Origin of the sequence: Paenibacillus sp. IHBB 3054 (assembly GCF_051594305.1) — a bacterium.
Classification (GTDB): domain Bacteria; phylum Bacillota; class Bacilli; order Paenibacillales; family Paenibacillaceae; genus Paenibacillus_AQ.
Map to the genome: position 1 here is coordinate 85,850 of NZ_JBOFBG010000001.1, position 24,909 is coordinate 110,758.

27 protein-coding genes are annotated in these 24,909 nt (G+C 47.1%); 4 read left to right on the plus strand and 23 right to left on the minus strand.

Annotation, left to right across the window (positions count from 1 at the left end; all coding sequences use genetic code 11):
- Positions 1-154: 154 nt before the first annotated feature.
- The 11 genes from ACQ76X_RS00460 to ACQ76X_RS00510 all read right to left on the minus strand — a co-directional run bounded on the left by ACQ76X_RS00460 (position 155) and on the right by ACQ76X_RS00510 (position 10,029).
- The gene (locus ACQ76X_RS00460; protein WP_438490901.1) at positions 155-2,563 is read right to left on the minus strand and encodes an ABC transporter permease; all 2,409 of its coding nucleotides are present in this window, start codon (positions 2,561-2,563) and stop codon (positions 155-157) included.
- Complete coding sequence (locus tag ACQ76X_RS00465; RefSeq protein WP_438490902.1) at positions 2,560-3,243, minus strand: ABC transporter ATP-binding protein; 684 nt, start codon at positions 3,241-3,243, stop codon at positions 2,560-2,562. Before ACQ76X_RS00465 ends, ACQ76X_RS00460 begins: the two co-directional genes overlap by 4 nt.
- A gap of 70 nt (positions 3,244-3,313) precedes the next feature.
- Positions 3,314-4,558 carry a sensor histidine kinase gene (locus ACQ76X_RS00470; RefSeq protein WP_438490903.1) on the minus strand — a complete coding sequence of 415 codons (1,245 nt, stop codon included), beginning with the start codon at positions 4,556-4,558 and terminating at the stop codon, positions 3,314-3,316.
- A 10-nt stretch (positions 4,559-4,568) separates the two neighbouring features.
- Complete coding sequence (locus ACQ76X_RS00475; RefSeq protein WP_438490904.1) at positions 4,569-5,255, minus strand: response regulator transcription factor; 687 nt, start codon at positions 5,253-5,255, stop codon at positions 4,569-4,571.
- A gap of 783 nt (positions 5,256-6,038) precedes the next feature.
- Positions 6,039-6,233 (minus strand): hypothetical protein, encoded by a 195-nt coding sequence (locus ACQ76X_RS00480; RefSeq protein WP_438490905.1) that lies wholly within the window; start codon positions 6,231-6,233, stop codon positions 6,039-6,041.
- The gene (locus ACQ76X_RS00485; RefSeq protein WP_438490906.1) at positions 6,208-6,363 is read right to left on the minus strand and encodes a hypothetical protein; all 156 of its coding nucleotides are present in this window, start codon (positions 6,361-6,363) and stop codon (positions 6,208-6,210) included. The genes ACQ76X_RS00480 and ACQ76X_RS00485 overlap by 26 nt, the downstream gene beginning before the upstream one ends.
- A 14-nt stretch (positions 6,364-6,377) precedes the next feature.
- On the minus strand, positions 6,378-6,854 hold the full coding sequence (locus ACQ76X_RS00490) for a C39 family peptidase (protein ID WP_438490907.1): 477 nt from the start codon (positions 6,852-6,854) through the stop codon (positions 6,378-6,380).
- Between the two features lie 157 nt (positions 6,855-7,011).
- Positions 7,012-7,791, minus strand: coding sequence for a CPBP family intramembrane glutamic endopeptidase (locus ACQ76X_RS00495; protein ID WP_438490908.1), 780 nt, complete (start codon positions 7,789-7,791; stop codon positions 7,012-7,014).
- 127 nt (positions 7,792-7,918) lie between these two features.
- Positions 7,919-8,473: a hypothetical protein gene (locus ACQ76X_RS00500; protein WP_438490909.1), complete on the minus strand. Its 555-nt coding sequence runs from the start codon at positions 8,471-8,473 to the stop codon at positions 7,919-7,921.
- Between the two features lie 32 nt (positions 8,474-8,505).
- Positions 8,506-8,904: a hypothetical protein gene (locus ACQ76X_RS00505; protein WP_438490910.1), complete on the minus strand. Its 399-nt coding sequence runs from the start codon at positions 8,902-8,904 to the stop codon at positions 8,506-8,508.
- A gap of 12 nt (positions 8,905-8,916) precedes the next feature.
- Positions 8,917-10,029 carry a copper amine oxidase N-terminal domain-containing protein gene (locus tag ACQ76X_RS00510; RefSeq protein ID WP_438490911.1) on the minus strand — a complete coding sequence of 371 codons (1,113 nt, stop codon included), beginning with the start codon at positions 10,027-10,029 and terminating at the stop codon, positions 8,917-8,919.
- A 110-nt stretch (positions 10,030-10,139) separates the two neighbouring features.
- Here ACQ76X_RS00510 and ACQ76X_RS00515 point away from each other — a divergent pair, with 110 nt between their 5' ends.
- Positions 10,140-10,427 carry a hypothetical protein gene (locus ACQ76X_RS00515; RefSeq protein WP_438490912.1) on the plus strand — a complete coding sequence of 96 codons (288 nt, stop codon included), beginning with the start codon at positions 10,140-10,142 and terminating at the stop codon, positions 10,425-10,427.
- 138 nt (positions 10,428-10,565) lie between these two features.
- Here the strand turns inward: ACQ76X_RS00515 and ACQ76X_RS00520 are convergent, their stop codons facing one another.
- Together ACQ76X_RS00520 and ACQ76X_RS00525 are read right to left on the minus strand one after the other, a co-directional pair.
- Positions 10,566-11,105 (minus strand): HAD-IIIA family hydrolase, encoded by a 540-nt coding sequence (locus ACQ76X_RS00520; protein ID WP_438490913.1) that lies wholly within the window; start codon positions 11,103-11,105, stop codon positions 10,566-10,568.
- A gap of 16 nt (positions 11,106-11,121) precedes the next feature.
- Positions 11,122-11,613 (minus strand): AAA family ATPase, encoded by a 492-nt coding sequence (locus tag ACQ76X_RS00525; protein WP_438490914.1) that lies wholly within the window; start codon positions 11,611-11,613, stop codon positions 11,122-11,124.
- A gap of 160 nt (positions 11,614-11,773) precedes the next feature.
- Here ACQ76X_RS00525 and ACQ76X_RS00530 point away from each other — a divergent pair, with 160 nt between their 5' ends.
- Positions 11,774-12,142: a hypothetical protein gene (locus ACQ76X_RS00530; RefSeq protein ID WP_438490915.1), complete on the plus strand. Its 369-nt coding sequence runs from the start codon at positions 11,774-11,776 to the stop codon at positions 12,140-12,142.
- A gap of 79 nt (positions 12,143-12,221) precedes the next feature.
- On the opposite strand, the gene ACQ76X_RS00535 is transcribed toward ACQ76X_RS00530, so the two are convergent.
- The 4 genes from ACQ76X_RS00535 to ACQ76X_RS00550 all read right to left on the minus strand — a co-directional run bounded on the left by ACQ76X_RS00535 (position 12,222) and on the right by ACQ76X_RS00550 (position 16,605).
- Entirely contained in the window at positions 12,222-12,425 is a 204-nt protein-coding gene (locus tag ACQ76X_RS00535; RefSeq protein WP_038594117.1) for a hypothetical protein, read from the minus strand.
- A gap of 135 nt (positions 12,426-12,560) precedes the next feature.
- Positions 12,561-14,549 carry a chemotaxis protein CheW gene (locus ACQ76X_RS00540; RefSeq protein ID WP_438490916.1) on the minus strand — a complete coding sequence of 663 codons (1,989 nt, stop codon included), beginning with the start codon at positions 14,547-14,549 and terminating at the stop codon, positions 12,561-12,563.
- 17 nt (positions 14,550-14,566) lie between these two features.
- Positions 14,567-14,992, minus strand: a complete 426-nt coding sequence (locus ACQ76X_RS00545; protein WP_341094294.1) for a chemotaxis protein CheW — start codon at positions 14,990-14,992, stop codon at positions 14,567-14,569.
- A gap of 23 nt (positions 14,993-15,015) precedes the next feature.
- Positions 15,016-16,605, minus strand: coding sequence for a methyl-accepting chemotaxis protein (locus tag ACQ76X_RS00550; protein ID WP_438490917.1), 1,590 nt, complete (start codon positions 16,603-16,605; stop codon positions 15,016-15,018).
- Between the two features lie 288 nt (positions 16,606-16,893).
- On the opposite strand from ACQ76X_RS00550, the gene ACQ76X_RS00555 reads away from it, so the two are divergent.
- Complete coding sequence (locus ACQ76X_RS00555; protein WP_438490918.1) at positions 16,894-18,231, plus strand: MFS transporter; 1,338 nt, start codon at positions 16,894-16,896, stop codon at positions 18,229-18,231.
- A 41-nt stretch (positions 18,232-18,272) separates the two neighbouring features.
- Positions 18,273-19,028 (plus strand): PIG-L deacetylase family protein, encoded by a 756-nt coding sequence (locus ACQ76X_RS00560; protein WP_438490919.1) that lies wholly within the window; start codon positions 18,273-18,275, stop codon positions 19,026-19,028.
- Between the two features lie 81 nt (positions 19,029-19,109).
- Here the strand turns inward: ACQ76X_RS00560 and ACQ76X_RS00565 are convergent, their stop codons facing one another.
- The 6 genes from ACQ76X_RS00565 to ACQ76X_RS00590 form a co-directional block, all read right to left on the minus strand.
- On the minus strand, positions 19,110-19,982 hold the full coding sequence (locus ACQ76X_RS00565) for a tetratricopeptide repeat protein (protein ID WP_438490920.1): 873 nt from the start codon (positions 19,980-19,982) through the stop codon (positions 19,110-19,112).
- Between the two features lie 26 nt (positions 19,983-20,008).
- Positions 20,009-20,968: an ATP-binding protein gene (locus ACQ76X_RS00570; RefSeq protein WP_076112394.1), complete on the minus strand. Its 960-nt coding sequence runs from the start codon at positions 20,966-20,968 to the stop codon at positions 20,009-20,011.
- A gap of 59 nt (positions 20,969-21,027) precedes the next feature.
- Positions 21,028-21,882, minus strand: coding sequence for a phosphotransferase (locus ACQ76X_RS00575; RefSeq protein WP_438490921.1), 855 nt, complete (start codon positions 21,880-21,882; stop codon positions 21,028-21,030).
- A gap of 94 nt (positions 21,883-21,976) precedes the next feature.
- The gene (locus tag ACQ76X_RS00580) at positions 21,977-22,807 is read right to left on the minus strand and encodes an alpha/beta hydrolase (protein WP_438490922.1); all 831 of its coding nucleotides are present in this window, start codon (positions 22,805-22,807) and stop codon (positions 21,977-21,979) included.
- 240 nt (positions 22,808-23,047) lie between these two features.
- The gene (locus ACQ76X_RS00585; protein ID WP_438490923.1) at positions 23,048-23,890 is read right to left on the minus strand and encodes a GNAT family N-acetyltransferase; all 843 of its coding nucleotides are present in this window, start codon (positions 23,888-23,890) and stop codon (positions 23,048-23,050) included.
- A gap of 1 nt (position 23,891) precedes the next feature.
- Positions 23,892-24,758, minus strand: coding sequence for an MBL fold metallo-hydrolase (locus ACQ76X_RS00590; RefSeq protein ID WP_438490924.1), 867 nt, complete (start codon positions 24,756-24,758; stop codon positions 23,892-23,894).
- Between the last annotated feature and the right edge of the window lie 151 nt (positions 24,759-24,909).

Sequence of the window (24,909 nt, forward strand, 5' to 3'; positions counted from 1 at the left end):
CTGAGATCAGCTGTGCGTTATTGCAGTGACCGCAGGAACTGAACATGGGCGGGTGTGTTTCAGCACAACGTATTACAATACTGAAAGAATAGAAAAACCGTCAACCATTTCCCCAATGAATGATTAATGATTGACGGTTTTCTAATCAAACCTTTTATAGCGACCCGATTACTTCAGATACACCCTGCTTCTTAATCCGTTTCAACGGACTGATAACGGAAATTACTGTAATGACCAGAATCAACAGGAATATCAGGCCTATCTGCGCACCGGGAAACTTCCATACGATATGATAGGATGAAAGTGTAAATGTAATGAGTGCCTTTTGCAATGCAATTCCGGCGACACTGCCAATCACGCATCCGGACAGACTGTAAGTAGCGGCTTCCACTGTAACCATTCTGTCAAGCTGTGTACCCGACATACCAATTGCGCGCATAACACCCAAATAGCGAGTTTTCGATGCCACACTGGTGTTCATTGTATTAATGATATTCAGAATGCTGATCAATGCAATTACCAGCACAAAACCATAGATGAAAACAGCCATTGTGAAAAAGGTCTGGTTAGTCTCCGCATTCTTCTGCCGTGCGTCATAGACAGTGGTCGAACTGTTTAACAAACTTTTTATCTGATTGAAGGTATCCTCCTGACCGGACTTTTTAAGCTGTATATCAATGGCCTGATAGGATTCTTCGCCGGTAAGCTGGGTAAACAGCTTTTCCGTGGTGATAAACATCGTCATGGACAGAACCGAATCATTGAACGGAACAGAGCGCAGAATACCCATGACGGTCATTTCTTTTGTTCCATTTGGCGTTTCAATAAAAACCTTATCCCCAAGTTGGAACGAGGTGGTTTCTGTAGAAATATTGTTCCTCAAATTTTTTGCTACTGCAATAATACCATTCTGTGCATTCAGCTTTTCTTCCGAAAGCTCTCCCTCCAGCAAATCTGCATTCGCCCAGTCCAACTGGTTTCGGTCATAAGAGATCAGCCATGATGGCTCTGGTGCATCAAACAGCCCATTGTCCTTTGTCGGAATACCACCCATGCTCTCCTTGTAACTGTCTGTCAGCTTTGAAGCATCAAACGTAGCCTTCACATAACCGAACATCCTGCCATAGACCGCCTTTGTCCCATCCATATTACGCAAGTTGCTGTAAAGATCGCTGCTCAAACTATTTTCAGAAGTGAGCGTAATGTCAGGTGTATAGGGTTTTGATGTTTTCATAGAGGTGTTAAGAAAATCTATAAAAACCTGAAATCCCAAAAACATCACAATGCTGATTGCAATGGAACAGGACATCAGGAGAAGAGTTTTCTTTTTTACAATAGCATTGTTGATGCCCATTGCGGTTTCTACATGAAACATTCTTGTCAAAAGTCCTTGTTTTTTCTTCTTGGAAATCTTTAAATCACTGCTTCCTGTTACTGCATTGACGGGAGAAACCTTTGCTGCTTTTTTGGCAGGAACAAAGGAAGCAATGAGAACTGTGAGAAATCCCACTGCAATACCTGCTACAATTCCCATGATACTGAATTGGAAAAGAGAGATTTCTCCAAAAAGGTTCTTGTTATAAAATTTGAGCAACGCAGTGCAAAAGAAAGTGATGAGTATTCCGCCCAACAGACCGATTGGAATAGCCCGCAGCGTAATATGTAGACCTTCGCGCCGAACCAGCTTTTTAATTTGTATCTGTGATGCGCCGATGCACCGCAGGAGTCCGAACTGCTGAATCCTCTCCATAACCGAAATATTGAAGGTATTATAAATCATCATCACACCGGCCATCAAAACAATGCAGAACAAAATACCGCCTGCGATGTACAGGCTTGTAGCCTTATTCTCTGTGCTTTGCCCAATCGCCGCCAGCAGATACTCATTTCGACCGATTCTGTCATCCATTAGTTGGAGGCTGCTTTGGATGTCCTTCTGTGCTTTATTAACATTGACCCCATTTTTGAACTCAATATAAAGTCTCGATATCTTCTCTGCATTGGCCGCATTGGCGCCGGAAACGGATAAAAGTGCTGTCGGCTGATCCCCAGCTTTTGTAGTGGAATAATCGCTGCAAATACCGCTGAGTAGAAATGGCTTAACCGTATTGTCCGAAAAAACAAGCTTTACCGTATCGCCCACCTTCAGTTTCAAACTTTCAGCGGCCCATTCTTCCAGCATCATTTGATTTTCAGCTACAGGATATTTGCCTTCTAAAAGGTTAACTCGCATATTGGGAGCGATGCTCTCCTCTATCGCATCCATCCTGCACGTTTTCCCGTTCAAGCTTCCGTTTTTTAAAAATATCCATTCGCCGGAGGTTTTTACGTCAATGCGGCTGGAGATAACCACCCTTTCCTTTTCCGTAGCATCCTTAATTGAAATATGGTAATTCCCATAATCGTGAATCATCTGCATCTTTTCAAATTTCTGGAACACATCCAGCATAGAAAAGATACCGGTAATCAGCGCTACCGATATAGCGACACTGGTAACAACCAACCGAGTTTTCTTTTTGTGTGCCGATAAATACTTTGTAACAAGAGTAAGATAGCTTTTCATTGATTTTTACCTCCAAGCTCTGTCACAACACCGTCCTCCACATTCAAGACACGGTCTGCAAAGGATGCAAAACTCGGATTATGGGTAATCATCACAAGGGTTTGATTGTACCTTTCAACCGACAGTTTCATAAGGTTAATTACATCCCGGCTATTTTTAGTGTCCAGATTTCCGGTCGGTTCATCAGCGAGAATTATGGCCGGTTTCGTTGCAAGCGCACGTCCAATTGCGACACGCTGTTGCTGACCACCAGAAAGCTGATTGGGCAGATGATGTTTGCGCTCCGTAAGTCCTAATATTCCGAGAAGTTCATCCATATATTTTTTATCCGGCTTCCGGTAATCCAAAAGCAGCGGCAGGATGATATTTTCCTCTACGTTCAGTTCTGGTACCAAATTATAAGCCTGAAAGATAAAACCGATATTTCGTCTTCGAAAGACGGACAGCTCTTTTTCCTTCATTGTAAAAATGTCTTTCCCATCCAAATGCACCTTACCAGAGGTAGGCGCATCCAATGCGCCAAGAAGATTGAGCAGGGTACTTTTGCCTGAACCGGACGGCCCCACAATTGCAACAAATTCTCCCTTTGAAACGGAAAAGGACACGTTTTTCAAAGCGTCCACCTTTGTTTCTCCTGTTCCATATGTTTTGCATAAATTTTTTGTTGTTAATATATCCAACCTAAAACACCTCACTTTTTATTTTTATGAGATGATAACACGTCAACCTTACTCTCAGGTGAATCCTACCTTACAGTTTTGAAAGCATCGGAAAGGCAAGGCGAAAGGTAGTCCCTTTTCCTAATTCGCTTTCAACGGTAATTGAGCCGCCATGCCTTTCTACAATCACCTTCGATAAGGTAAGTCCAATACCGATCCCTTGCTTGTCCTTTGAAAAGCGGCTTCTGTAAAAACGCTTAAAGACAGAATGAATATCTTCGGGATGAATCCCTGTTCCATTATCTTGGATCTTGATTTCGGTTAAAATCGGTGTTTTTTCACAGCCAATCATAATCTCACTGCCCACATCGGTGTGTTCCAGTGCGTTTTTAATAATATTGCTAATTGCTTCCAGCAGCCATTCTTGATCAAAGTTCATCATGGCGGTTTCATCACAATCCAGCCGAATTATTTTTTCTTCCAGCTCTGCACGGGTGCGGAAGCTTTTTATCGCATCCTCTAAAAAGTCCCTGACATTGTGATTGCCTTTTTCCAATACAATAGAGCCAGTATCCAGTCTTGCCAGCTTGAGCAGATTTTGAATAAGCACTTCTATACGGTTCAATTCGCGCTCACTTTTAGCGACAAATTCATTCACCACTTCGTTGCCCGATTGTTCATCTTGAATGATCTCGTTATAAATTTTCAATGCGGCAAGAGGGGTCTTTAGTTGATGAGAAATATCGGAGATCGTATCCTTAAGAAATTCCCGTCCGTGTTTTTCATTGTCGATATGGGTCGTAAGCGAGGTTGCCATTCCGTTCACAGATGTAAAAAACTGTGACAGGCTTCCTTCCTCATGGTCATCTAAGCGCATGCTGATATCTCCTTCCATAAAGGAGCGAATATCATCATTCGCCTTCTCAATCATCCTATCCTGCCGCAGAAGAAACAGCAGCAAAACTATCAGCAAGATCAATGACAAGAGAACTGAGAACACAAGAAATATAACTGTGCACTGTCGATGAAACGCCTGTACTTCTGGGAGCAAGCGAGTTTGGGTATCGGCAGTATATCCTGCTGCCTGCAAGATTTCCTGCCCTGCCTGTATTTTGCTGCTCGTTTTGTCGGCGGTAAATGCCTTTGCAATCTGTGACGGAGCGGAGCCGTTTTTAACGAAGTAACCGGCAATGTTATAATCGTGTTCGATCATGCTCTTCTTGTAATGATCTGAAATATTCTGCACAAGAAATAACCCAAACCCAATAAACATCAGTAGGATGATTGGAAAAGTGAGCAGCAGTTTTTTAATATTTCTGTTCGCAAGAATCTTCATAGCCACCGCCTCACTTTACAATGTTCCATTTGTAACCGAGCCGCCGCACCGTAAGCAAGAATATTGGATTTTCAGGATTATCTTCGATTTTGCTGCGGAGCCTGCGAACGTAAACCGATAGGGTGTTGTCATCCACAAAGCTACTGTCGTTGTCCCATAGCCTGTTCAGTATAATTTCTCTCGTCAAAACTGCATTAGGATTTTGCATGAAAAGGCATAACAGCCGGTATTCTGCTGTGGTAAGCTCAATCTCGCTTGTATCTCTAAATACTCGGTTTTCTGCCAGCCGAACCGTAATGCCATTGGAAGCAAGTTCCGCTTGCGTTGACTCTGATAACTTCGCCCGGCGCAGCAGGGCATTGATTCTTGCTGTTAGTTCATTCAGCTTAAAGGGCTTGGTGATATAGTCGTCTGCGCCCATATCCAGTCCTTTGACGATATTAACTTCCTCGTCCGAAGCGGTCAGAAAGATGATAGGAACGGATGAGGATTGCCGTACTTTTTGACATATTTCATACCCGCTGCCATCGGGCAGGGTCAAATCAAGGATCAGCAAGTCATGGTTTTGCTTTTCAATGATCGCATAAGACTCTCGTACTGTTCTTGCAATGTCTACACAGAAGCCAGCCTTTTTAAGCGAAAACTCCAAGCCGTCGATAAGACTTAAATCATCCTCGACTAAAAGTATATTATTCATTTAATTTCCCCCTCGTTCTACCCTTTGATTTTCTTCTATCCCTAGATAATAGTATATTTCTTTATCTCGAAAAAATTAAGCTGCTGTTCCTTAATAGTGGTAGTAAAACACAATAACATAGTTATTATTAGTAGTTTTACAATACTTCTTTTCTCAACAGTACAGTATAGTTCACCTGAACAGTTGAAAAAAAGTCGCACTTTTTCCTTGCAGGAGCAATAGCTTTACCGATCACAGGGCAAAGTATATTATCTGAAACCGGAGCCTGAACTGCTTTTCGATATATCCTGCTTCCATTAAATCATTCAATGCATGTTTTACTGTGGAAACGCATAACCCCACACGGCAGCTATGGTTTTGATAGACGGAAAGCACTCTCCATCCTTATTACAATGCAGAACCAGGCAGTTCAGCACAAGCCTTGCCTTAAAAGTCGTTACGGTGACACCGCTCCTGCGCTGCGATCCCGCAACGGCTATTTTGATGTTCTGCGCGTTTCACCGGTACTGCACGATTTCCTCCGGCTCAGATTTGCGGGAAAGCTCCGGCTGTAACAGCGGTTTTTGCTCTATAAATCCAAGTTGCGGGAGGGATTTCTGCATTCCCTCATCAGATAAACAATCAAGCAGTTCCTCCGGGACTGAATCCTGTGTATCGGCTGCAAGATTTGTTACTCCGATTCCCACAAGTCGGTCAATCGCTCCGTCCGTGTTCTCACAGCCGGAAAGGATCATCCGCGAGGAAAACATCATCTAAAAGGATTGGAGTGCCACCACAAAGTCATCAAGCTGCTCGTCCATACAGGAGAAGTCCACCACGAAATACTTTGCCATTGCATAGTTGCGCATATCCTTGGTGACAAAACTGCACAGGGAGAATTTGCCCACCAGCTTTTTGCGTCTTTGCGGTCAGCTCTTTTTCATTCACTGCGGCATCAATCAGACCGCTTTTGTTATTGCTCGTCAAGTACAGCAGCATGGTACGCACCTCCTACTTGAAAATCGCTATTTTGCCCGTCCTTTGCATTGGAAGTTATTAAGAGAACGATCCCCACCACCACAATAACAAAGTATAGAAACAGCTCAATCAGCTTCTTTTTATGATTCATTTTTTCCTGTCTCCTTAGTCTATTGCACACAAAGGGCCGCCTGCCGATGCTCCGTGCCTTGCTTCATCTATGATAATCGAAATATCCCACGCCTGATTACTTCGCTTGAAACTGGCAGGGTCAGCCTCAAATATTTTTCCGTCCGTAGTCACTCCCCGCAAAACGATATAATGTCCACCGCTTGTAAAATGGCCTTCTACCATCAGAGCCACCACCAACTTTCCATTCGACAGGGCATCTACCAGCTTTTGCGGTTCATCCGTACCGATGCTCTCACAGGAAAGTCCGAAATGCTTTGCCGCTCCGGGAATCAGCGAATGGTAAGAGCCGTTCCCTGAACACCAATAACCATTCTCGTATGCCCACTTTGCCATTAAGGACAGATCAACAGTCTGCCCGGCCAGACTCGACACCACAATGGACATGGAGGTCAGACCGCAAGCGTAGCCACCGATATTATCCGTACCATCTAATTTGAAGATAGGGGCCATAGCACTGGAATTCTAGAATCCGTTGGCTCTTAACGTCAAAAGGCGCCTTCAGCATTAAGCTGAAGGCGCCTTTGATAAGTGGTGAAGCTATTCATTAGTCGCAGCACTCAAACCACTTTTTGCAGAATCAGGGGTTGCTTGCTCTATGCAGCTTGACCTACCTGTGGTTCCCGACCGTTTTGCCGACTGGAGGGTTGATCTTGTTTCTGCGCACCAGGTTGTAAGCCAGATAGATTCCATAGATCAGGTATAAGATATTCAAGATGGAAACCAGCAGAACTTCCTGGTCCAGATTCTCATTGCTGAACATCGCAAGCGCATCATAGGCAAAATGAAACACGATTACTGGAATAATGTGGTTTGTGGTTTCAATAAGCAGTGCAAAAATGAAGCCGAGCAGCAGCGCATTAATGACCTGCAAAAGAATATGTATTATATTACTGCCGTTTAATGCATTAGCCATATGTAGGATGCCAAAAAAGACGGAGGAGAAAACGATGTAAAACACCGGCCCCTTGAATTTCAGTTTATCCCTGATGATCCCCCGGAAAACGGATTCTTCCGTAAAGCCCACCAGCATGGTGAAAATTACAATAACCAGAATGTCGACCGCAGTAAGATCAACGTTGATGCCGCTCATAACAGGTTGTACAAGTGCGATAATAAGCAGCGGCACATAATAGAGAGCTTCTTTTGCCTTGGACACGCCAGTGCTTCTGAAGCCGAATTGGGCTAAGGTGCGCTCTCCTTTTGTCATATACAGCGTTACAATGACAGCCATGACCAAAAATGCTACGGCTTGGGCAATCTTCAGCCCCGTATCGTCCAGTTCCATGATGGTTCCGGCTGCGGATGCGACTGAGATCAATAAAGTCAGCAGAATCCCCAGCATGAGTGAAAATAAAATCGGATGCCCTTTTGCAGTGTTTTTTACCATTACTCGTCTCCTCTGTTATACAATCTAGTGTTCATCGCCATGCAAAGGGCAATAATTTGGATTTATTGTAATCCTTTTCTGTGACTTGCGCCATATTTATCTACATAATTCCGCTATGATTCCTTTTTTAAGCTTCAACTGTTCTCCCCAGTGGTCCATCATCCCAGACCTGCACTTCAATATATCTCTCCGGCCCATATGAGCCATCTCTGTTCCATTCCTGAGGCAAGCCATATTTCTGAATGAGCTCTAAGATTTCTTGGTAGGTGTAAATCTGCCTGCGATATTCCTTGCCGTCATTCACCCGCGGGCTAAAGGTGGGAAACAAATCGCCATAGGAGAACGAGAGGGTGTCCAGTTTAAACTGTGAAATAGGTATTTGTACAAAAGCACTTTCCTTATACCAGTCACTAAGCCAGTCGCATGGGCCAACTACCATATAATGCGGGGCTTTTCTTACAGGCTTCCCGCCTTTTAAAAGGAACAGTTCTCTGGCTAATCCCTCTAACTCCCGTCTGCGCACTAAATACCCCTGATCGCGGCGGGAGGCCATCACATCGTTTTGTTTGCGGATTGATTCCAGAACTTCGTCTGCCTGCGCTTCGCTCAAATCGGATAAATTGGCAAACGGGCCTCTGGACTTCTCATAATAATGATATAAATAGTCAGGGGAGCTCTCCATACTTACACCTTGCCTTTCTATAATGAATCGGATCAGAAGGAGGCTCCCGGCTTCATTTCATACAGTTCAAAGGTATCCTCATGAATTTCAATGGCGATCACTGTATCTTCTTTCTCAAAAAACTGTACATGTCCCATTCGGCGGTCTTCCAGTTCTGCCCATCCCGCATCATCTAATTTCTGAAAATAACTTTCGGGCGGGTACAGTCCCTGCTCTCCCCCGATATTATCCAACTCGTAGCTGACGCCTATTTTTATATTGGGGTTGGCGGAGTTTGTCGTTATTTCCCCTTGTTTTGCAGCCTCTGGAATTGGAAAGTCGTCATGGATAGCGGACTCCGCATACCCTGTTTCTACATGCTTTGAGGTAGTGCAACCGTTCGCAAAGAGCAGTGAAGACAGTAAAATGACCGCAAAAAAGTATTTGTTCAAATCTGCCACTCCTTAATATTCATTCATAAGATAGTTGTATATTTGATCTTCTCTGCCCAGCTTAAACTGCAAAGTATTGCCTTCACGTTTGATAAACTTCAATTCGTCTCCGTAATAAGGCACGTCGTTCGTTTCCGCATATTGCTGCTGTTCCTGATTCAACAACTCCTTGTACAGTAACGTCTTCTCCCCCGTTTTACGGTCAATAAACATTAGAATCCCCTTCTGATTCGGACGGATCAACAGGAAATCATCATCAATTCCTTCCACCAGATAATTATCGTCTTCACCCCCGAGTTTCGCCAGATCCAGGGTCTCCTTCACCTTCCCTGTTCCGTCCTCAATCACCCGGAGGATCTTGCCATCCGTAACCACCAGATTATTGCCATACATGGTTACGTTATTTCCGAACCGGTTAAAATAACCGACGCTGGCCTGCCGGATCACCACTCCGTTCTTAATCACCAGTGTGTACCATGTATTGTTGATATGAGGTTCACCGTAAATATCCGATAGTGTCAAGTGGATTAAGCCACCGGGTGTCTTCTGAAACTTGAAATCGACCATGTCGTACAGCTTGGAGCCGAGCTTAGCAATCAGCTGCGGTTTTCCCGGCGCCTTTGCGGCATACAGCTTGCCGGACTCTTTAACAACAGAATACGTGATACCTTCAAATGTTGCCTTGATACTCGCGAAGGTCCCAAGCCCTTTGGCGGTATAGACAGCATGAGCCGCATCCCAGCTTACTGTCTGCCCTTCCAGCGCCTGCACCACAAAGCGGGCAGGAAGATATAATTGCTCTTTATACCGGAACGGCGCTCCTCCTAATTGAACTGTTTTCCCATCAAGCACAGCAGTCTTGCTGCCAACCGTGACAACCACTGTTTTTTCCCATCCAACGTATTTGGCCCGTAGATCTGCCTTATCCCAGGCAACCTGCAGACCTGCCTCTTCCAGCAGACTTGCCGGGACAAACGCAGTGCCGCTCTTAACCAGTGCCGGAACAGTACCCTTGCCGCCATTCGCCACGTAATAAATGAACGAAGCATGGGTAGCCGCTGACGATATTGCCGGGAACAGAAACAGCAAAAGCAATATTGGAGTAAACAGCCATATTTTTCTCATTACCTATCCATATCCTTTCTTCACTTTACTTTATTTTCTAGTTCTCAGATAATTATAAGACTCTTGGTTTTCCAAAAAGTTGCAGCTGCGGATGAGGAGGCGGGATATTTATGTTGGAGGGATGCGGACGTTTGCTGCTTAACTTCTATTTGGTTTGCTATAAAGTCATCCTTAACATACTGAGCCTCGACCGGACGCCGCTGTTTACCGTTCTCTTCGACAACCACTTATACTGCGGTTTCATCTCTCTAAAAACAATATTGCACTTTGAAATGATCCTGCTGCTCTCCAATCATCTCGTACAGGGTTATGATCTGGTATGTATAGCAAGTGAACGAATTCTTATCCGGTTCCATACCTTCAAGGAGCCTAGCCACATCCTGCTTTCTAATAGATAACGCCCGCCGTTATTACTATTAAAGGAGGATTATTTGCTATGGGCAACAATCTGTATAGCCGAATAGAGGCGAAGTTCCAGGAGCGTAAACTCAAGCCTTATTATGAAAAAATCAAACACATCCGCTGGTTGCCCTGTCTTAGCCAACTTTCAATGCAATCAGCCATTGTGCGGCTTCCAGCAAATCTGCTGCAATAAAGTCCGGCTCCGCCGCCTCATACCAATCCTTGCGGTAAGCCATAAGCGAATTTTCGCCCCAGCCCGTACGGACAAGCACTTTGATTGCGCCCACTGCGGCTGCTGCCAGCATATCCGTTGTTCCAACATCACCAATAACCGCACATTGTCTCAAATCCAAACCATGTTCCTCGGCTGCTCTAAGAAGCAGCCCTGGTTTGGGTTTCTGGCATTCACAGTCACTCCCGGAGGAATGAGGACAAATGTAGGAGGCGTCCATCCCGAAGGACACAAACTGCCTGCTAAATTCCGCCTCACTGGCTTGGCCAAGAGCAATTCTATGCTGATTAGTTAGTGCAAAGACCTTGATCCCCTTCTCTTTAAGCAGATGTATCGCGCCCAACGCGAACGGGAACAGTTCAAAATCGCGGGGATGAATAAAATGTCCGGTTCCCCCCATCGTCCCGTCACGGTCTATGAAAACGGCTTGAAGATTATGCATAAGCATAAAGCCCTCCTTATTGACTGATGATTAATTTCATTTGTTCAACAACTTCGTCCACACCGTGGCTGCTTGTATCTATTTTAGTAGTCCCCATGTTCCGGTATAAGCTTAAACGTTCGATACTGCTGAGAATTTGCTCTTCCGGTCTATGGTCTTGCTCCATCCGCTGCCTTAGTGCAGTCTCCGAAGAGATCAAGGTAATCGTTTGTAGATCAAATTCCAGATCATCTAGCCGTTTCAGAAGACCTTGCAAGATCTCTTCGCGATGAAGTACCCAACTGAAAATGACATGTTCAAATGTAGAGTTCGTCAAGAAGTTTCTTAGCTGATATGTAATGTTATTCTCCACCATGGCTCTGTTTTCATCGTTTACGATCCAGGGATTCATCATCCAGCACCAATCGCCGTCCAGCCATACGGAATGATTTAGCACCCCGTTCAGACTTTTGCATACTGCGGATTTCCCGACACCCATTGTGCCGTTGACAACAATTAACTTTTTCATGACATCCTCCTGTAAAAGGTATTTACACATAGTTCCATTGAACTATTCTTTTAATAAATTTCAGTAGGAAATGATTCCTTTGCATGATATAATCTCTTAGTCCATCATCGAGAATTTATCCCCATTAAAAGTATGGGTTTGCAGGAGGATCACTATCATCATGAACAATCAGATTAGAATTGTCAAAGTATCCGCAGAGATTGAGAAGGATGAATTTGATTTTAAGGTGAGCCATTGGCGATTGCTGCTTGAGACCAACCGTTATTACGAGATCAAACCCGAGCATGGACCTGTAAAGAGAATCTATAAAGAGAAGCTTAATACCGTTACCGATGAAACGAAGTCTTATGCCGACGGTATTCTCTCCTGCTCCGCATTTTGCATTGAAGACCGGGTTAATGAGATGCAGTTGGAGATCCTGCGCAAACTGCAGTTGAAAATCAATTCGTTCAGAGATGAACTGCAGTTAAACCAAAAAGCAATCGAACAACAAAAATTCTTACCAAAAATAGAGGGTTCAACGGAATAAATGAGAAGTGGATTTCCTCACAAAGTTAAAGAGCCGCAGGTGCGCAGTAGTCGCATCTTCGGCTCTTTGTCGTATTGTTCTATACCAGCTCTGCGTTTTTCAGGGCATGCTCCCAGCTTGGAAAATAATACAATGCGCTCCGCATCAGCTCCGGATCCTGCTGTTTTACCTGCTTTTTGTTGATTGTTCCGTTGGATTGAAGCTGCTTGATCCGGTTGATAACTTCATCAGATCCCAGTGTAATATCCACATCACCACTCCTTTCCCTTAAGTCTTCTTCCATATTTTTCTCCATCCTGTAAAAGTTCTATACAGAGCTCTATTGAAAAAGAGTGCTCCATCAGCTATTCTCCCGGCTGATGAAGCACTCTCACACGCAAATTTATTCATTGACTGACCACACTAACCCATCAAAAAATTAATGGCTTACGAGATAGGAAGCATCCAAGATGATAGCCACCCGTCCGTTCCCCAGAATGGTCGCCCCGGATAGATGGTTCAAGGTCCCGAGCATGGTTCCGAGCGTTTTGATGACCACTTCCTGATTGCCCAAGATTTCATCCACCGCAAAGGCAGAAATTTTGTCGACTGATCTGACAATGACAATCGAGATCGTTTTGGAACTGCGCTCAACACGCGGATAATGCAGCTTGTCCCGCAGCCAGGAGAACGGCACAATCCGTCCATGGTTGATAATCGCCTGCTCCCCTTGGATCGTCTGAATCTCTTCCGGGTGAATACGAACAATTTCAGCAATGTTGTACATGGGGAGAATCAATACCCGGCCTGACACCTTGACCAGCAACCCCTTGATGATCGCCAAGGTGAGCGGAAGCCTGATCGTGAATGTCGTCCCTTTACCCGGCTCTGTATCAATATCAATGATTCCGTTCAACCTTCCGATTTGGCTGCGGACAATATCCATTCCCACCCCACGTCCGGATACATCACTCACCTCGGAAGCCGTCGAGAATCCGGGTTCGAAAATGAGATGAAGCGCTTGAAGCGGTGTCAAATGTGCGGCCTGATCCTCTGTAATCATGCCTTTGCGAAGCGCGGAAGCCTTGATATTCCCGGCATCAATGCCCTGACCGTCGTCTGCCAGGGAAATCACTACATTATTCTCTTCATGGAAGGAGGACAGGGTAATGCGCCCCTTCGCCGGTTTGCCTTTTGACGCACGCACTTCGTGGCTTTCGATTCCGTGGTCTGCACTGTTGCGGATTAAGTGGATCAAGGGATCGCTCAATTCCTCGATAATCATCCTGTCCAGTTCGGTCTCGCCGCCCTGTACCACCAGCTCTATATCCTTGCCGAGCTTTTGCGCCAGATCTCTGACCATACGCGGGAACCGGCTGAAGAGCTGATCTATAGGCAGCATGCGTGTCTTCATCACGCCTTCCTGCAATTCCTTGATGACACTGCCCATATGATCGGATACGCCGCTGATGCTCTGCAGCGCTTTAGCAGGGTCATTGCGGATGCCTGTCGTCTTCAGATCCGCTAGTGAGGTCTGGTCTATCAGCAATTCACCGACCAGATTCATCAGATGATCGAGCCGTTCCACACTGACCCGGACCGTCGGTTGATTACCTTTGACCCGTTCTTCAGCCGGAGGTGCGGACTGTGGCATATTTGCCGGCACTTCTGTAGTAGTTATCTCTCCGCCGGCAGCTTCTCCCGATTCGAATGGAGTAATCGCCAGAGTTTGCACATCTGAATCCCCCTCCAGCTGTGACTGGATCAGCTGCGGCTCTTTCGATGTTGCAACCACTACAGCGAATCTGCCGTAACGGCTATCTTCATCTTTATCTACAACTTCACCTGGTGAAAGTGAGGCAGCAATAACCGATCCGCAGACATCTTCGATCCGCTGCAACAGGATGAAATGCCGTGCTGCCTTCATCTGGCAATCCTCTTTCAGCGAAACTCCGATCATTAGGATCAGTTCCCCGGCGGCAGTGGCTTCCTCTACTTTAAGATTCTCAGCGGCACTTAATACAGGCGGGCGGACCGGCTCTTGCTCTGCAGGTTTGTTAATCAGCGCTTTAATCTCCGAAACCACAGAACTGCAGTCATCATAAGCTTCCCCGCTGATATATTGGCTGCGCAGCTTCTTCATGGCGTCCAGTGCGCTAAAAAGTGTATCAATCAGAATTGCGGTGATTTCCGGTTTTTTCTCACGTACCCATTCCAGCGCATATTCCACTTCATGGGTCAAATCACTCATTTCCCGGAAGGCCATCGTTGAAGAAGAGCCCTTGATCGTATGTGCGGCCCGGAACAGAACTTGGATCAGCTCGGACGAAGGAGATTGTTCAAGGGTCAACAGGGACTGGTCCATCCGCTCCAACTGGTCGTTCAGCTCTTCTATGAAAATATCTCGGTAGGCAGACAGCTCCATCATTATTTATATTCTCCTTTCTATCCGCCCAATATTTCCTCGAGCTTCAAGATCCCAATAAGCTGGTCTCCCTGTTGTCCAATGCCATGGAAAACACCTTCTCTACTTCGGCTATGCCCTCCAGTAGGCGGATGAATTTCTCCGTAGGTAGTCACTTTGTTCACTTTATCTACGATCAAACCTACGAATTCATCCCGGCAACGGACTACGATAATCCGGGTTTCTCTTGTATAGGGCTCATCCGACATACCAAGCAGATTGCGCAGGCTCATGACACAGACTACTTTGCCCCGGAGGTTCACCACGCCCTTAACTTCATTCCTGGTGAACGGTATATCCGTAATGCTCAGCATCTTGATGATTTCATGAATCTCTTCGATGCGGATCGCACAGGTCTCGGCACCCACGGCGAGTTCAATATATTGTTCCTTCTGCAGCGTGGACATGTTGTCACCTTCAGTCTGTAAAATTAGTGGGTTTTGAATGCAGCAGCGGAAATGGCTAATTCTTCAGAGAGCAGAGCCAAAGACTGGCAGGTAGCTGCAGTCTCTTCAGAAGCAGCGGCGGACTCCTCACTCGAAGCCGAGATCGCTTCTACCGAACTCATAACCTCAGCAGCCTGTGCAGACTCTTCCTCGCAAGCCGCAGCAATTTCATTCACTTTAAGCGCGGAGTTATTCACCATCGCGATAATCTGTTCAAAAGCCTGGCTGGTCATCGAAGATTGCTCCACACTTTCGGACACGGCCCGGACACTCTGTTTCGTATTTTCCTGCATCGCTTTAATAATCTTCGTAATTTCCTTTGTCGCCTCGCTGCTTCGTTCCGCCAGCTTGCGGACCTCATCGGCTACAACAGCAAAGCCGCGGCCCTGTTCTCCGGCACGGGCTGCTTCAATGGCTGCGTTCAGCGCAAGCAGGTTCGTTTGCTCGGCGATATCGTCAATGACCTCAATAATATCGCCAATCTTGCTGGAGTCATCTTCCAGCTGAGTCATCTTGTGATTCACAGCCTGCATTCCCTGAAGGGATGTCTCGACCACATATCCGCCTTCACGGGCAGTTCTGACCGTATCATTAGAGAGCTCTGCTGCTTCTTCTGCACTTACAGCCACAGAGTTAATGGCAAGCGACAGTTCTCTGAAGAGTTCAGTGATGTTGGATGCCGCAGCCGACTGGCTGGTGCTGGTGCTGGAAATTTCCTGTGTGCTTGCTGAAATCTGCTCGGAGGAAGCGGCAACACTTTGCGAATTCATCACGATACCATTGATCAAATCCTTTAAGTTGGTCACCATCCGGTTGAGTGCAGACGCCAATTGACCCACTTCATCCTTGGAGGAAATCTCTGCTTGTTGCGTCAGATCTCCGTCAGCCACCGCGGAAGCGAGACTAAGCATCTGCCGTAGAGGTCTAGAGATCGAGCGTGCAATGAAAGTTCCAATAAGGATGCTGATAATGACCGCAGCGACTACCACGGCTATAGTAACAACCAGTGAAGTGTTATAGGTTTGTTCCGAACGATGGTTGGTGGCTTCTGCCAAGCTTGCATTGAAAGCAACCAGCTCCGTCAATGTTACTGCAACCTTTTCTGATTGCAGGCTCAGAACTGTTTTATTAAATTCGTTAAATGCCGTAATATCCTCATTCTCTGCGATGGACATGCCCTGCTCATAAAGCTTTAGATAGGATGGGTATTCGATATCGAACGTCCGCAGCAGTTCCTGCTCCTTTGTGGTATTGGCTACCGTACGGAAAGTATCGATCTTTTGTTCGATACTCTCACGGGCTGCAGCCATCTCGGTCTTGATCTTAGCCTTAGCTTCAGCTCCGCTCTCTGTGCTCATATTCCGCAAATATAAACGCATATTCATAAAACTGATCTGTGCTGCGGATAAATCTCTTACGGAAATCAAATTGTTGTTGTACATTTCATTTGTGTTTTTGTTCATCCCCCGCAGCGTCGATATCGAATAGATACCGAATCCCGCCAAAATCACAGCAACTAGCAGAAAAGCTGAGATGATTTTCTTTGCTGTTTTCATGTTATTGAACCACTTCATGAGTACTCCCCCTGGATACGATCTTTGTGTGTGTCCGGTGTTTAGCTGTGCAATTACGCAATCTCCCCAGCACGCCTCCCGGACAGCATAGATATATTTCGACAAATTTCGTCGATTTCTGAATAGTTTATTTTTGCATTGCCAAAAAAAAATTTAAAAATCCATGCGCTTTGCTTCAATTACGAAATATCCGGAATCGTTATTTGCGCAAACATTATTACAATATACATATCCAACCAGTTATGCACTACAATCATCTTTAACTTCAGCGGAAATGAGGGAGGTCTCATGGGAACGAAAGTACCCGTCAAAGAAAAGATTTTTTTCTCCGGGGGATTGCTGGGCCAGAATATTCTATACAGCTTTATGTCGATGTACATTTTGTTCTTTTACACCGATTTATTAGGCATACCTGCTACCACGGCCAGTCTAATTCTGGTGGTAGCCAGCATAGTCGACGCCTGTCTTGATCCGGTAATGGGGATGATTACAGACAAGACCCGCACAAAATGGGGGAAATTCAGACCCTATCTGCTGTTCGCCCCGTTCCTTATCGCGGCTGCTACGGTTCTGTGTTTCTGGGATTTCGGAGGTTCCTCTACACTGACGTTAGTAATCGCCTCTATCTCCTATCTGTTATGGGGTATGTTGTATACCGTATGTGATACGCCGCTCTGGGCATTGTCCTCTGTAATCTCCAAAGACCCCGATGAACGGACGCTGGTAGTCACCTTAGGGAAAATTGGCGGTACCCTCGGAGCCGTAGCCGTTACCATTGGTGGCATCCAGCTGCTGCTCGCGTTCGGCGGCGAAAGAAACACGGATGCTTACCTCTATTCCGCAATCCTCGTAGCCGCTATTGCGGCGGTCTCTATTTTTCTCACTGGATTAACCTCCAAAGAAAGAGTAACCCCTTCGCCCGACAAGATTTCCTTCAAGACAAATCTGCAGACGATTTACAAAAACAAGCCTTTGCTGGCCCTGCTCGCCTCACTGCTGATTATCAATTTGATTAACGGTATCAGGCAGAGCATTCAATTGTATTATGTGATTTATGTCTGGGGGGATGCGGTGTATGTCACTCAGGTGGGGATCAGTCTTGTTGTGGGGATGCTGCTGGGAATGGTAGCCACTCCGAAATTGCTGAGGTTGTTTTCCAAGAAAAAGGTATTTATCGCCTCTTGCCTTCTGGGCAGTTTATCCTGTCTTATACCTTATCTGTTTGGGGACGAGAATAGGATCTTTGCACTTGTCTTCTTCGGGATCAGCTTCTTTTTTTCAGGGATGACCATCATTGTGAGCACATCCATGCTGCTGGATACGATTGACTATTCCGAATGGAAGCTGGGCTTCCGGGGGGAGGGTATTGTTTTTTCAACGAATACATTCATCACTAAATTTAGCGGAGCTGTCTCCAGAATCATCATCGGTACAAGCCTTGGGTTCTTGAACTATGTTGAGAACCAGCCGGTAACCCCGGGTCTCCAGCATGGGCTCAGCTTTGTGATGTTCATCCTGCCGGCGCTTTGTTTTGTCGCTGCCATTATCCCTATCCTGTTCTATAATATTAGCGACAAGCAAAGAGAACGTATATTGTCCGATTTGGAAATTTCCCGAGCCTTATAATCGTCTGAATCTCGTACATTATGAATAAGGAGTGAATGGATATGGATTCATCTGCATTGCATACCCTTATGGCCCCTCCCGAACTCACGGGATGCCGCAAAATATTATGTGTACAACCCCATCCGGACGACAATGAAGTCGGAATGGGCGGCATTATTGCCAGCTTCGCGGAAAAAGGCTGCGAAATCCACTACCTGACCGTAACGAATGGTGACCTGGGGGCAGAAGATGAGCACCTGTCGCATGAAGAGATTGCCAAGATCCGACGAGTTGAGCTGGAGGCAGCGGGGAGAATGCTGGGCGCTACGGAGTTTCATCAGTTGCAGCATGGTGATGGCACACTGGATCATGTGCCTTCATTGGCCGGAGAAATTGCCGAAATCATTCGAACCGTACAACCCGACGCCCTCTTCTGCCCCGATCCGTGGCTGGCCTATGAAGCACATCACGATCATATCGTTGTTGGCAAGGCAACGGCACAGGCCTTTCTCTTAGCAGGACTTGCCCGTTATCCCAAAGGCACCTCAACCAAACCGTGGCAGCCGCAGGCCATCGGGTTTTATTTCTCGTCAGAGCCGAACACGGTCATTGACATCACCGGAACTTTCGAGCAGAAATTTGCTGCGATGGCCCAGCACCGCAGCCAGTTCAGTGATGAAATACTAGCCCTGTACCGGCTCTACTTTGCAGAGATAGGCCGGAAGTTGGCCCGGGATAAAGATTTCGAAATGGGGGAAGGGTTGAAGGTGTTGTCTCCGCTGCACATGCACTGCTTCGTGGATGCGAAACGGATCTGAGCTCAGGAGGATTCAGCGCGGTAAATGTAAAAAGACACCAACGCAGCGTTGGTGTCTTTTTTACATTCCGGCTCAGGACTATCACATGCCCCTTCGTCTCCAGCCAAACACTTGCACATGTACAATGGCTTTGGTCACCCAATGCGTCAGTACATACAATAGGATAAACAGCAGCACGAACGGCCTGAACAAAATCCATATGATGAACCAGGCCATAATAATCTGCCAACGCTTCATTCTGCGCACGAGCCGGGTAGGCCATAAAAAAATCCGTAACAGCTTGTGCTGCTGCTGGAGCGCCTCCAGAAATTCGCTCTGAATCTGCTTATCGTCAGGGCTTAGGCGTACCGCATTTTTCATGTATGTTTCTTTAAGCTTGTAATCCCCGCGGTCGCCCGCCGCCCATCCCAAATATAACAGCACGTATGGCATTTCGGCCCCATATTGAACCGCTTGACGGTCAAGTTCGGCTGACTCTTTCATATTGCCCAGCAATGCCTCTGTATAGCTTAATGTAGCCAAATACAGCGGACTCTCCGGTCTTAGTTCCAATGCAAGCCGCAAAAGCTCCCTCGACTCTTTGTATTTCTGCTTCTTGTTCAGAAGATTAGCCTTCAGAAAAAAATAATGAGCTTCATAAGGATCAATCCGCATGGCTTCCTGCAGATTCTCATTCAGCGCTTTCTCGTTGTCCGTTTCGTAGTAGACACTGACGCGCACATACCAGGCCAACGTCTGCTCCGGTTCCCGGATCAGTGCCTCGTTGGCCCAATACAGCGCCTTTTCATAATTATCCATGAGATTATAAATATGGGCAATCAGTGCAAAAACATCAGGATCCTCCGGTTCTTCCCGCAGCGCCTGCTCTGCTTCTGTCAGAGCTTCCTTGTAACGTTTCCACTCGATGAGCTGATGTACCGCTTGAAGGGTATTTTGCTTAAATTGATTCTCCACTGTCAGCGCCTCCGTCACTCATCCCGCTATTTAATTCCGTGTTTTTTGGCATAGTCCAATACGATCTGGTAGTCCCGGTTGACATCGCTGAAGGTCGCATAATTCTTCGCGGTTGAGAACCATTCCAGTGTCGTGGCCTTCCGGGACTTCGCTGCTTTCTTCAGATCATCATTTGTAATCGGCTGGATCTCTCCGGTCTCAAAGGTGCGCTCCATCGCAGATTCTATGGCATCGCTCACCACCTGCTCCAGGTCGGCACCCGAGAAGAACTTTGTATCCGCTGCAATCTTGGGCAGATTCAAGGCTTGAGCAGGTTTTCCGGCCATCTTCAGGCCCAGAATAGTCTCACGTTCGGACTCCTCCGGCGGCGGGACAAACACCAGGTGGTTGAAGCGGCCCGGACGCCGAAGTGCGGAATCGAGATACCAGGGTGTATTGGTGGCGCCGATGACAAACACGTTCTCATTCTCGGCTTGCAGACCATCCAGCTCCAGCAGCAGCTGATTCACCAGCATCCGGTCATGATGCTGGCGCATCTGATGGCGGCTGCCGCCCATCGCGTCCAATTCGTCAATGAAGATGACACACGGTTTGTTCTCTCTGGCTTTCTCAAAAATATTATGCAGGTTGTTCTCACTTTGGCCCACATACATCGCCAGGATGGCCTGCAGCTCGATATGCATAAAATTCGCTTCAATCTCACCGGCTACCGCCCGTGCCAGAAAGGTTTTGCCGCAGCCCGGAGGCCCGAACAGCAGCAGGCTGCCGCCCGCTTCTTTGCCGTAAGCTTTGAACAGCTCCGGCTGCTTCAGCGGTAGAATAAAGTTCATCCGGATCTTCTTCTTTACTTCTTCCAGACCGCCTACATCGGCGAAGGTTTCCTTGGGTTTCTCTGACTCGATAAGCGTTTGATCCTCTTTACTGAATTGAATGAGTTTCAGCCGCTTGCGCCTTTGTTCCATAAGCTCATCATGATCATCGGACATTCATCTCTCACCCCTATGGTTAATGAGATAAGTTTACCATATTTTAATAGGATTTGTTGTTACACCAGATGTGTTCTCCAGTGCTCCCAAGCGGTCAAATAGTCCTTCAAGTCATGCGGATGGACTCTGGCGCAGATGCCAATCCGGCAATACAGCTGGAAGACTACCTCTTCTATCAATCTGGAATGTCCTATTGCCTCCTGCTTGAGCTGGTCAAACGCCTTAAACAAGGTGACCCTATTCAAGTCATCCGGTGAGGAGCAGAAAGCATAAGTGAAGTCATAGATGAGTGGTCCAACCATAGGCGAAGGGTCAATGACGCCCACCAGGCTGTGATCCTGAAATACAAAATTATGAACACCTGTATCGCCATGCAGAAGATACTTGTCCTCCGCGCTGGAGATTCTGCCAGACAAGGCTTGTACTTTATCATAATCCTCCGCAGGCAATATATTCCCCACATTGGAGCGTGCCTCTTCTAAACTGATTCTATTGAACTCAGCCCATGAATCCCGCGGCATTTCCAGGCGGCCCCATTGTGGCGCAGCCGAGCTTTCATATTGGTTCAGAAGACCAGTTACGATGCATGTCAGCCAATCTATCTTGGCACCGCGGTTATAATGAGTTGTACCGGCAGTATAGGTATACAGAATGTAGTTCCCGTGCGGATCGGTATACAGCAGTTTTGGCAGCAGCGAACTCCCTGGATAGGCTGCCAGCAGCAGTTCGGCGCAGGAAATGCTCTGCGGCTTGTCCACCTTCAGCACATATTTCTTTTCCTTATTGACGGTCAGAATGTAAACGAGACCGTCGGTTGTTCCTTTCATTTCCCCGTTGACTTGACTGTTATGTTCAATCACTCCCAGGTCCTGAAGTGTATCAACAATCGCCTGGATATCAGGTCGCAATGTCATTCTAATCCGCCTCCAAATTTATACGTATTCTCTATTATAGGGACGGGTGAACCACAAGAGATAGGTATAGTTTGGATCTATTCGGACTTTGCACTTATTGGGCCTCTTCATGTGATTCCAGAGCGAATCTCAGCAGACGGCTGAGCGCTGCGGGCAGGACCGTAACATGGCCCTCTTGCGGGAATTTGGCCAGGCTGACCTGCAAGCCTTCCGCAGCAAGCGGGGCGAGCAGAACCGGCAGCTTCTCGGCATCCTCGACCATGTGATCCAGCTCTTCTGCGCCAATGGTGATCAGCAGTTTCCGCTGTAGTTTCAGCCCAGGCCCAGGGTACATGGCGGAGAACCGCTTCTGCTCAAGCAGAAGGGAATAATCGCCCCACCAGACCGAGGGGCTGCCTGCTGCGTAATGGGTGAACAGTTGCGGCCGTGTGAACAGGGTATGCAGGACGAGCAGGCCGCCCAGCGAATGTCCGAACAGTGACTGGCGCTGGCTATCCACAGGAAACAGTCCGGAGATCAACGGCATGATCTCGTTCTGAAGCAAATCGAGGAAGCTCTCCGCGCCTCCATGTTCAGGCCATTCACTGCCGTCTGGCCGCTTCGGCAGTGATTCTAACTCCGCAGGCATCGTGAAATCATAGCAACGGCGGGTCATGTCAAAGGGTTCGCTGGAGGGATAGCCGATGGCTACAATCACAACAGGATCATAGCCATGCGGCTTGCGTGTCTGCAAGCGCGCGGACTCTGCCAGCGTATGAAATACGGCATTCCCGTCAAGTGCGTAGATGACCGGGTAGCCCTCCGGCGGCGCTTCCCCGGAAGGATGCGAGACAAGGATCCGGTACTCCAGCTTCCGCTCACCTGCGTAGAGGACATGCTCTTCACAACCACGGTGCGGATAACTCCGTTCAAGTTCTTTACTCATGGCACTTCCTCCTAATGATAACCATTCTCATTATTGGAGATTATAAAGGATACACGCCCGTGTATCCATGGACTCTATCCTGCTCCGGGCTTGGACAATGTGCTGAAAACATCAATAACAACTCTTCCAGTATCCGGTCAATCGCTACGGCCGGATATTCAAAATGCGTTCAACAAAAAGAGACACTACAATGTGTCCCTTTAGGAATTGATTGCCGCTTATACGCCTGCCCTTACAGGATTACACAGCCAGCCGGTAATATGGCAGAGTAACCGTCGGCCTAAAACCAAGCTTTTGCGCCAAATAATATGAACCTTGATTTTCCAAACGACAAGCCCATACCGGCTCCAGATTATGCTCCAGACAATAATCGATCAGTGCTGAGCATACAGCAAGTGCGCAGCCTTTTCCGCGATGATTCTCCGCCGTTTCGATTCCGATCTCCAGCTGACCCGCTGTGCGGCAAGACGCAAAAGAGGTAGCGGCAGCTTCTCCGTCTGAAACTAAAGTGTAGCCTATCCCTTCGGCAGCAAAATGCTCCTCATCCCGCCAAAAAAACCGGGGAACGACCGCTCCGCTCTGAGCCAGGAACTGTTCTTTGGTCGTACGCATGATAATGCCGTCAGGTCGCGGAAGCTTCGCCTTAGCATCCATGTAGGCTTCTCGGTTGAAGCAGAAGTTCACTCTTGTATTCCGCTCAATGGCCCGGGAATGATTCTCCAGGGATGAAATTCCGCTGTTTATCAGAGAGCTGTTATGAATAGATAAAATAGAATCAAGGATAGGGGTCCACTCTGCTGCCGGATCACTTTGCAGCCACTCCGCACTCTGTCTCATTCCTGCTAGATTAGTCATATAATCATGAAGTCCCTGTGTAAACGCCTCGTTGCCGGCCTCTCCAAACAATAAGGACATGCCATAGGAATGCACCACATAGAAGGCACGGGGATTGTGCACAGCATCTACATAAACGCTGCCGGGAACAAGCTGCTCAAGCACTGCCCGGGCAAACATTGTGTTAATATTCACATGATCGAGCAGCGGCAAGACTTTGAAATAATCCTTGCTCTCAAGTTGTAACATGTTATCCTCTCTCTTCTTTAAGTAGTAAATTAAAAAGCCAGCGGAAATTCCATTCATATACATGGGACATCATCCAATGATCATACGGTGCCGGTATCCCCTTCTCCAGCCAGCGATCTGCGGATTCTCCACTCTGGGCAGCTTTTTCCGTGTAAGCCTGGATATCAGTAAGGTAATTTATCATTACTGCAAGGCTTTCCCTGCCGGTGACCCCGCCATGCCCGGGAATAACCAGATTGACATCAATCTCGCGATCAATCCGTTCCAGAATCTCAATCCAGGCAACCGGAAAGCCGCTCAACATCGCCGGGTGGGAGTGGCTTAAGATAAGATCACCGGCAATCAGCACCTTGGCGTCTTCGATATACACCATCGCATCGCTTTCCGTATGCCCGCCGCCATAGGTGAGCAGAGTAATCGAACGGGCCGAGCCGTGAATAATCAGTTGCTGCGAGAAAGTAACGGATGCTGTCACTCTATGGATCATAGGCGTTGCCGCCAGCAACGCAGACTTGTCGGCAATTTCATAACCGAGTGCTGCGCGGAGACGGGGATCTGCCGCAGCCTTTTTCCCTTGTTCCAGCATTTCAATTTGATTTCGCAGGCAGCTCTGCCAAGTATTCAGATCTGGAGCACCACCTTGAGTCAGCACCTCCCGGGTAAGCACTGTGGAGATAATGATGCTGCCGGCAAATACCTGATTGCCATAATGATGATCTCCATGATAATGGGTATTGACTATGTATTTCACTGGCTTACCCGTAAGCAGCTCTGCCGCAGAACGCAGGAACTCGGCTGCCTGCGGAAGACTGAAGGTGTCTACAACTACTGTTACATCGCCCAGATCTATGATCGACGCGTTCCCCAAAGCTCCACTTCCGGGAATAACGATAGCGGCCCAGACACCTTCCGCCACCTGCTGCAATGTAAAATAAGGATTCGTATGCTTTACCTCCTCTATATCTACCTAAAATGGTGCGAATCTCTCACACGTTTCTTTAGTGAGCGATCACAGATTT

What these genes read in the sequence shown, in the direction of transcription:
- ACQ76X_RS00475 (WP_438490904.1), bottom strand. Translation starts at nt 5,255, where the DNA reads ATGAATAATATACTTTTAGTCGAGGATGATTTAAGTCTTATCGACGGC.
- ACQ76X_RS00540 (WP_438490916.1), bottom strand. Translation starts at nt 14,549, where the DNA reads ATGATGGAGCTGTCTGCCTACCGAGATATTTTCATAGAAGAGCTGAAC.
- ACQ76X_RS00460 (WP_438490901.1), bottom strand. Translation starts at nt 2,563, where the DNA reads ATGAAAAGCTATCTTACTCTTGTTACAAAGTATTTATCGGCACACAAA.
- ACQ76X_RS00500 (WP_438490909.1), bottom strand. Translation starts at nt 8,473, where the DNA reads ATGGAGAGCTCCCCTGACTATTTATATCATTATTATGAGAAGTCCAGA.
- ACQ76X_RS00470 (WP_438490903.1), bottom strand. Translation starts at nt 4,558, where the DNA reads ATGAAGATTCTTGCGAACAGAAATATTAAAAAACTGCTGCTCACTTTT.
- ACQ76X_RS00570 (WP_076112394.1), bottom strand. Translation starts at nt 20,968, where the DNA reads ATGTCCGATGATCATGATGAGCTTATGGAACAAAGGCGCAAGCGGCTG.
- ACQ76X_RS00555 (WP_438490918.1), top strand. Translation starts at nt 16,894, where the DNA reads ATGGGAACGAAAGTACCCGTCAAAGAAAAGATTTTTTTCTCCGGGGGA.
- ACQ76X_RS00525 (WP_438490914.1), bottom strand. Translation starts at nt 11,613, where the DNA reads ATGAAAAAGTTAATTGTTGTCAACGGCACAATGGGTGTCGGGAAATCC.
- ACQ76X_RS00485 (WP_438490906.1), bottom strand. Translation starts at nt 6,363, where the DNA reads ATGAATCATAAAAAGAAGCTGATTGAGCTGTTTCTATACTTTGTTATT.
- ACQ76X_RS00530 (WP_438490915.1), top strand. Translation starts at nt 11,774, where the DNA reads ATGAACAATCAGATTAGAATTGTCAAAGTATCCGCAGAGATTGAGAAG.
- ACQ76X_RS00480 (WP_438490905.1), bottom strand. Translation starts at nt 6,233, where the DNA reads ATGCTGCTGTACTTGACGAGCAATAACAAAAGCGGTCTGATTGATGCC.
- ACQ76X_RS00580 (WP_438490922.1), bottom strand. Translation starts at nt 22,807, where the DNA reads ATGAGTAAAGAACTTGAACGGAGTTATCCGCACCGTGGTTGTGAAGAG.
- ACQ76X_RS00585 (WP_438490923.1), bottom strand. Translation starts at nt 23,890, where the DNA reads ATGTTACAACTTGAGAGCAAGGATTATTTCAAAGTCTTGCCGCTGCTC.
- ACQ76X_RS00545 (WP_341094294.1), bottom strand. Translation starts at nt 14,992, where the DNA reads ATGTCCACGCTGCAGAAGGAACAATATATTGAACTCGCCGTGGGTGCC.
- ACQ76X_RS00490 (WP_438490907.1), bottom strand. Translation starts at nt 6,854, where the DNA reads ATGGCCCCTATCTTCAAATTAGATGGTACGGATAATATCGGTGGCTAC.
- ACQ76X_RS00515 (WP_438490912.1), top strand. Translation starts at nt 10,140, where the DNA reads ATGTTGGAGGGATGCGGACGTTTGCTGCTTAACTTCTATTTGGTTTGC.
- ACQ76X_RS00510 (WP_438490911.1), bottom strand. Translation starts at nt 10,029, where the DNA reads ATGAGAAAAATATGGCTGTTTACTCCAATATTGCTTTTGCTGTTTCTG.
- ACQ76X_RS00560 (WP_438490919.1), top strand. Translation starts at nt 18,273, where the DNA reads ATGGATTCATCTGCATTGCATACCCTTATGGCCCCTCCCGAACTCACG.
- ACQ76X_RS00495 (WP_438490908.1), bottom strand. Translation starts at nt 7,791, where the DNA reads ATGGTAAAAAACACTGCAAAAGGGCATCCGATTTTATTTTCACTCATG.
- ACQ76X_RS00550 (WP_438490917.1), bottom strand. Translation starts at nt 16,605, where the DNA reads ATGAAGTGGTTCAATAACATGAAAACAGCAAAGAAAATCATCTCAGCT.
- ACQ76X_RS00520 (WP_438490913.1), bottom strand. Translation starts at nt 11,105, where the DNA reads ATGCATAATCTTCAAGCCGTTTTCATAGACCGTGACGGGACGATGGGG.
- ACQ76X_RS00575 (WP_438490921.1), bottom strand. Translation starts at nt 21,882, where the DNA reads ATGACATTGCGACCTGATATCCAGGCGATTGTTGATACACTTCAGGAC.
- ACQ76X_RS00535 (WP_038594117.1), bottom strand. Translation starts at nt 12,425, where the DNA reads ATGGAAGAAGACTTAAGGGAAAGGAGTGGTGATGTGGATATTACACTG.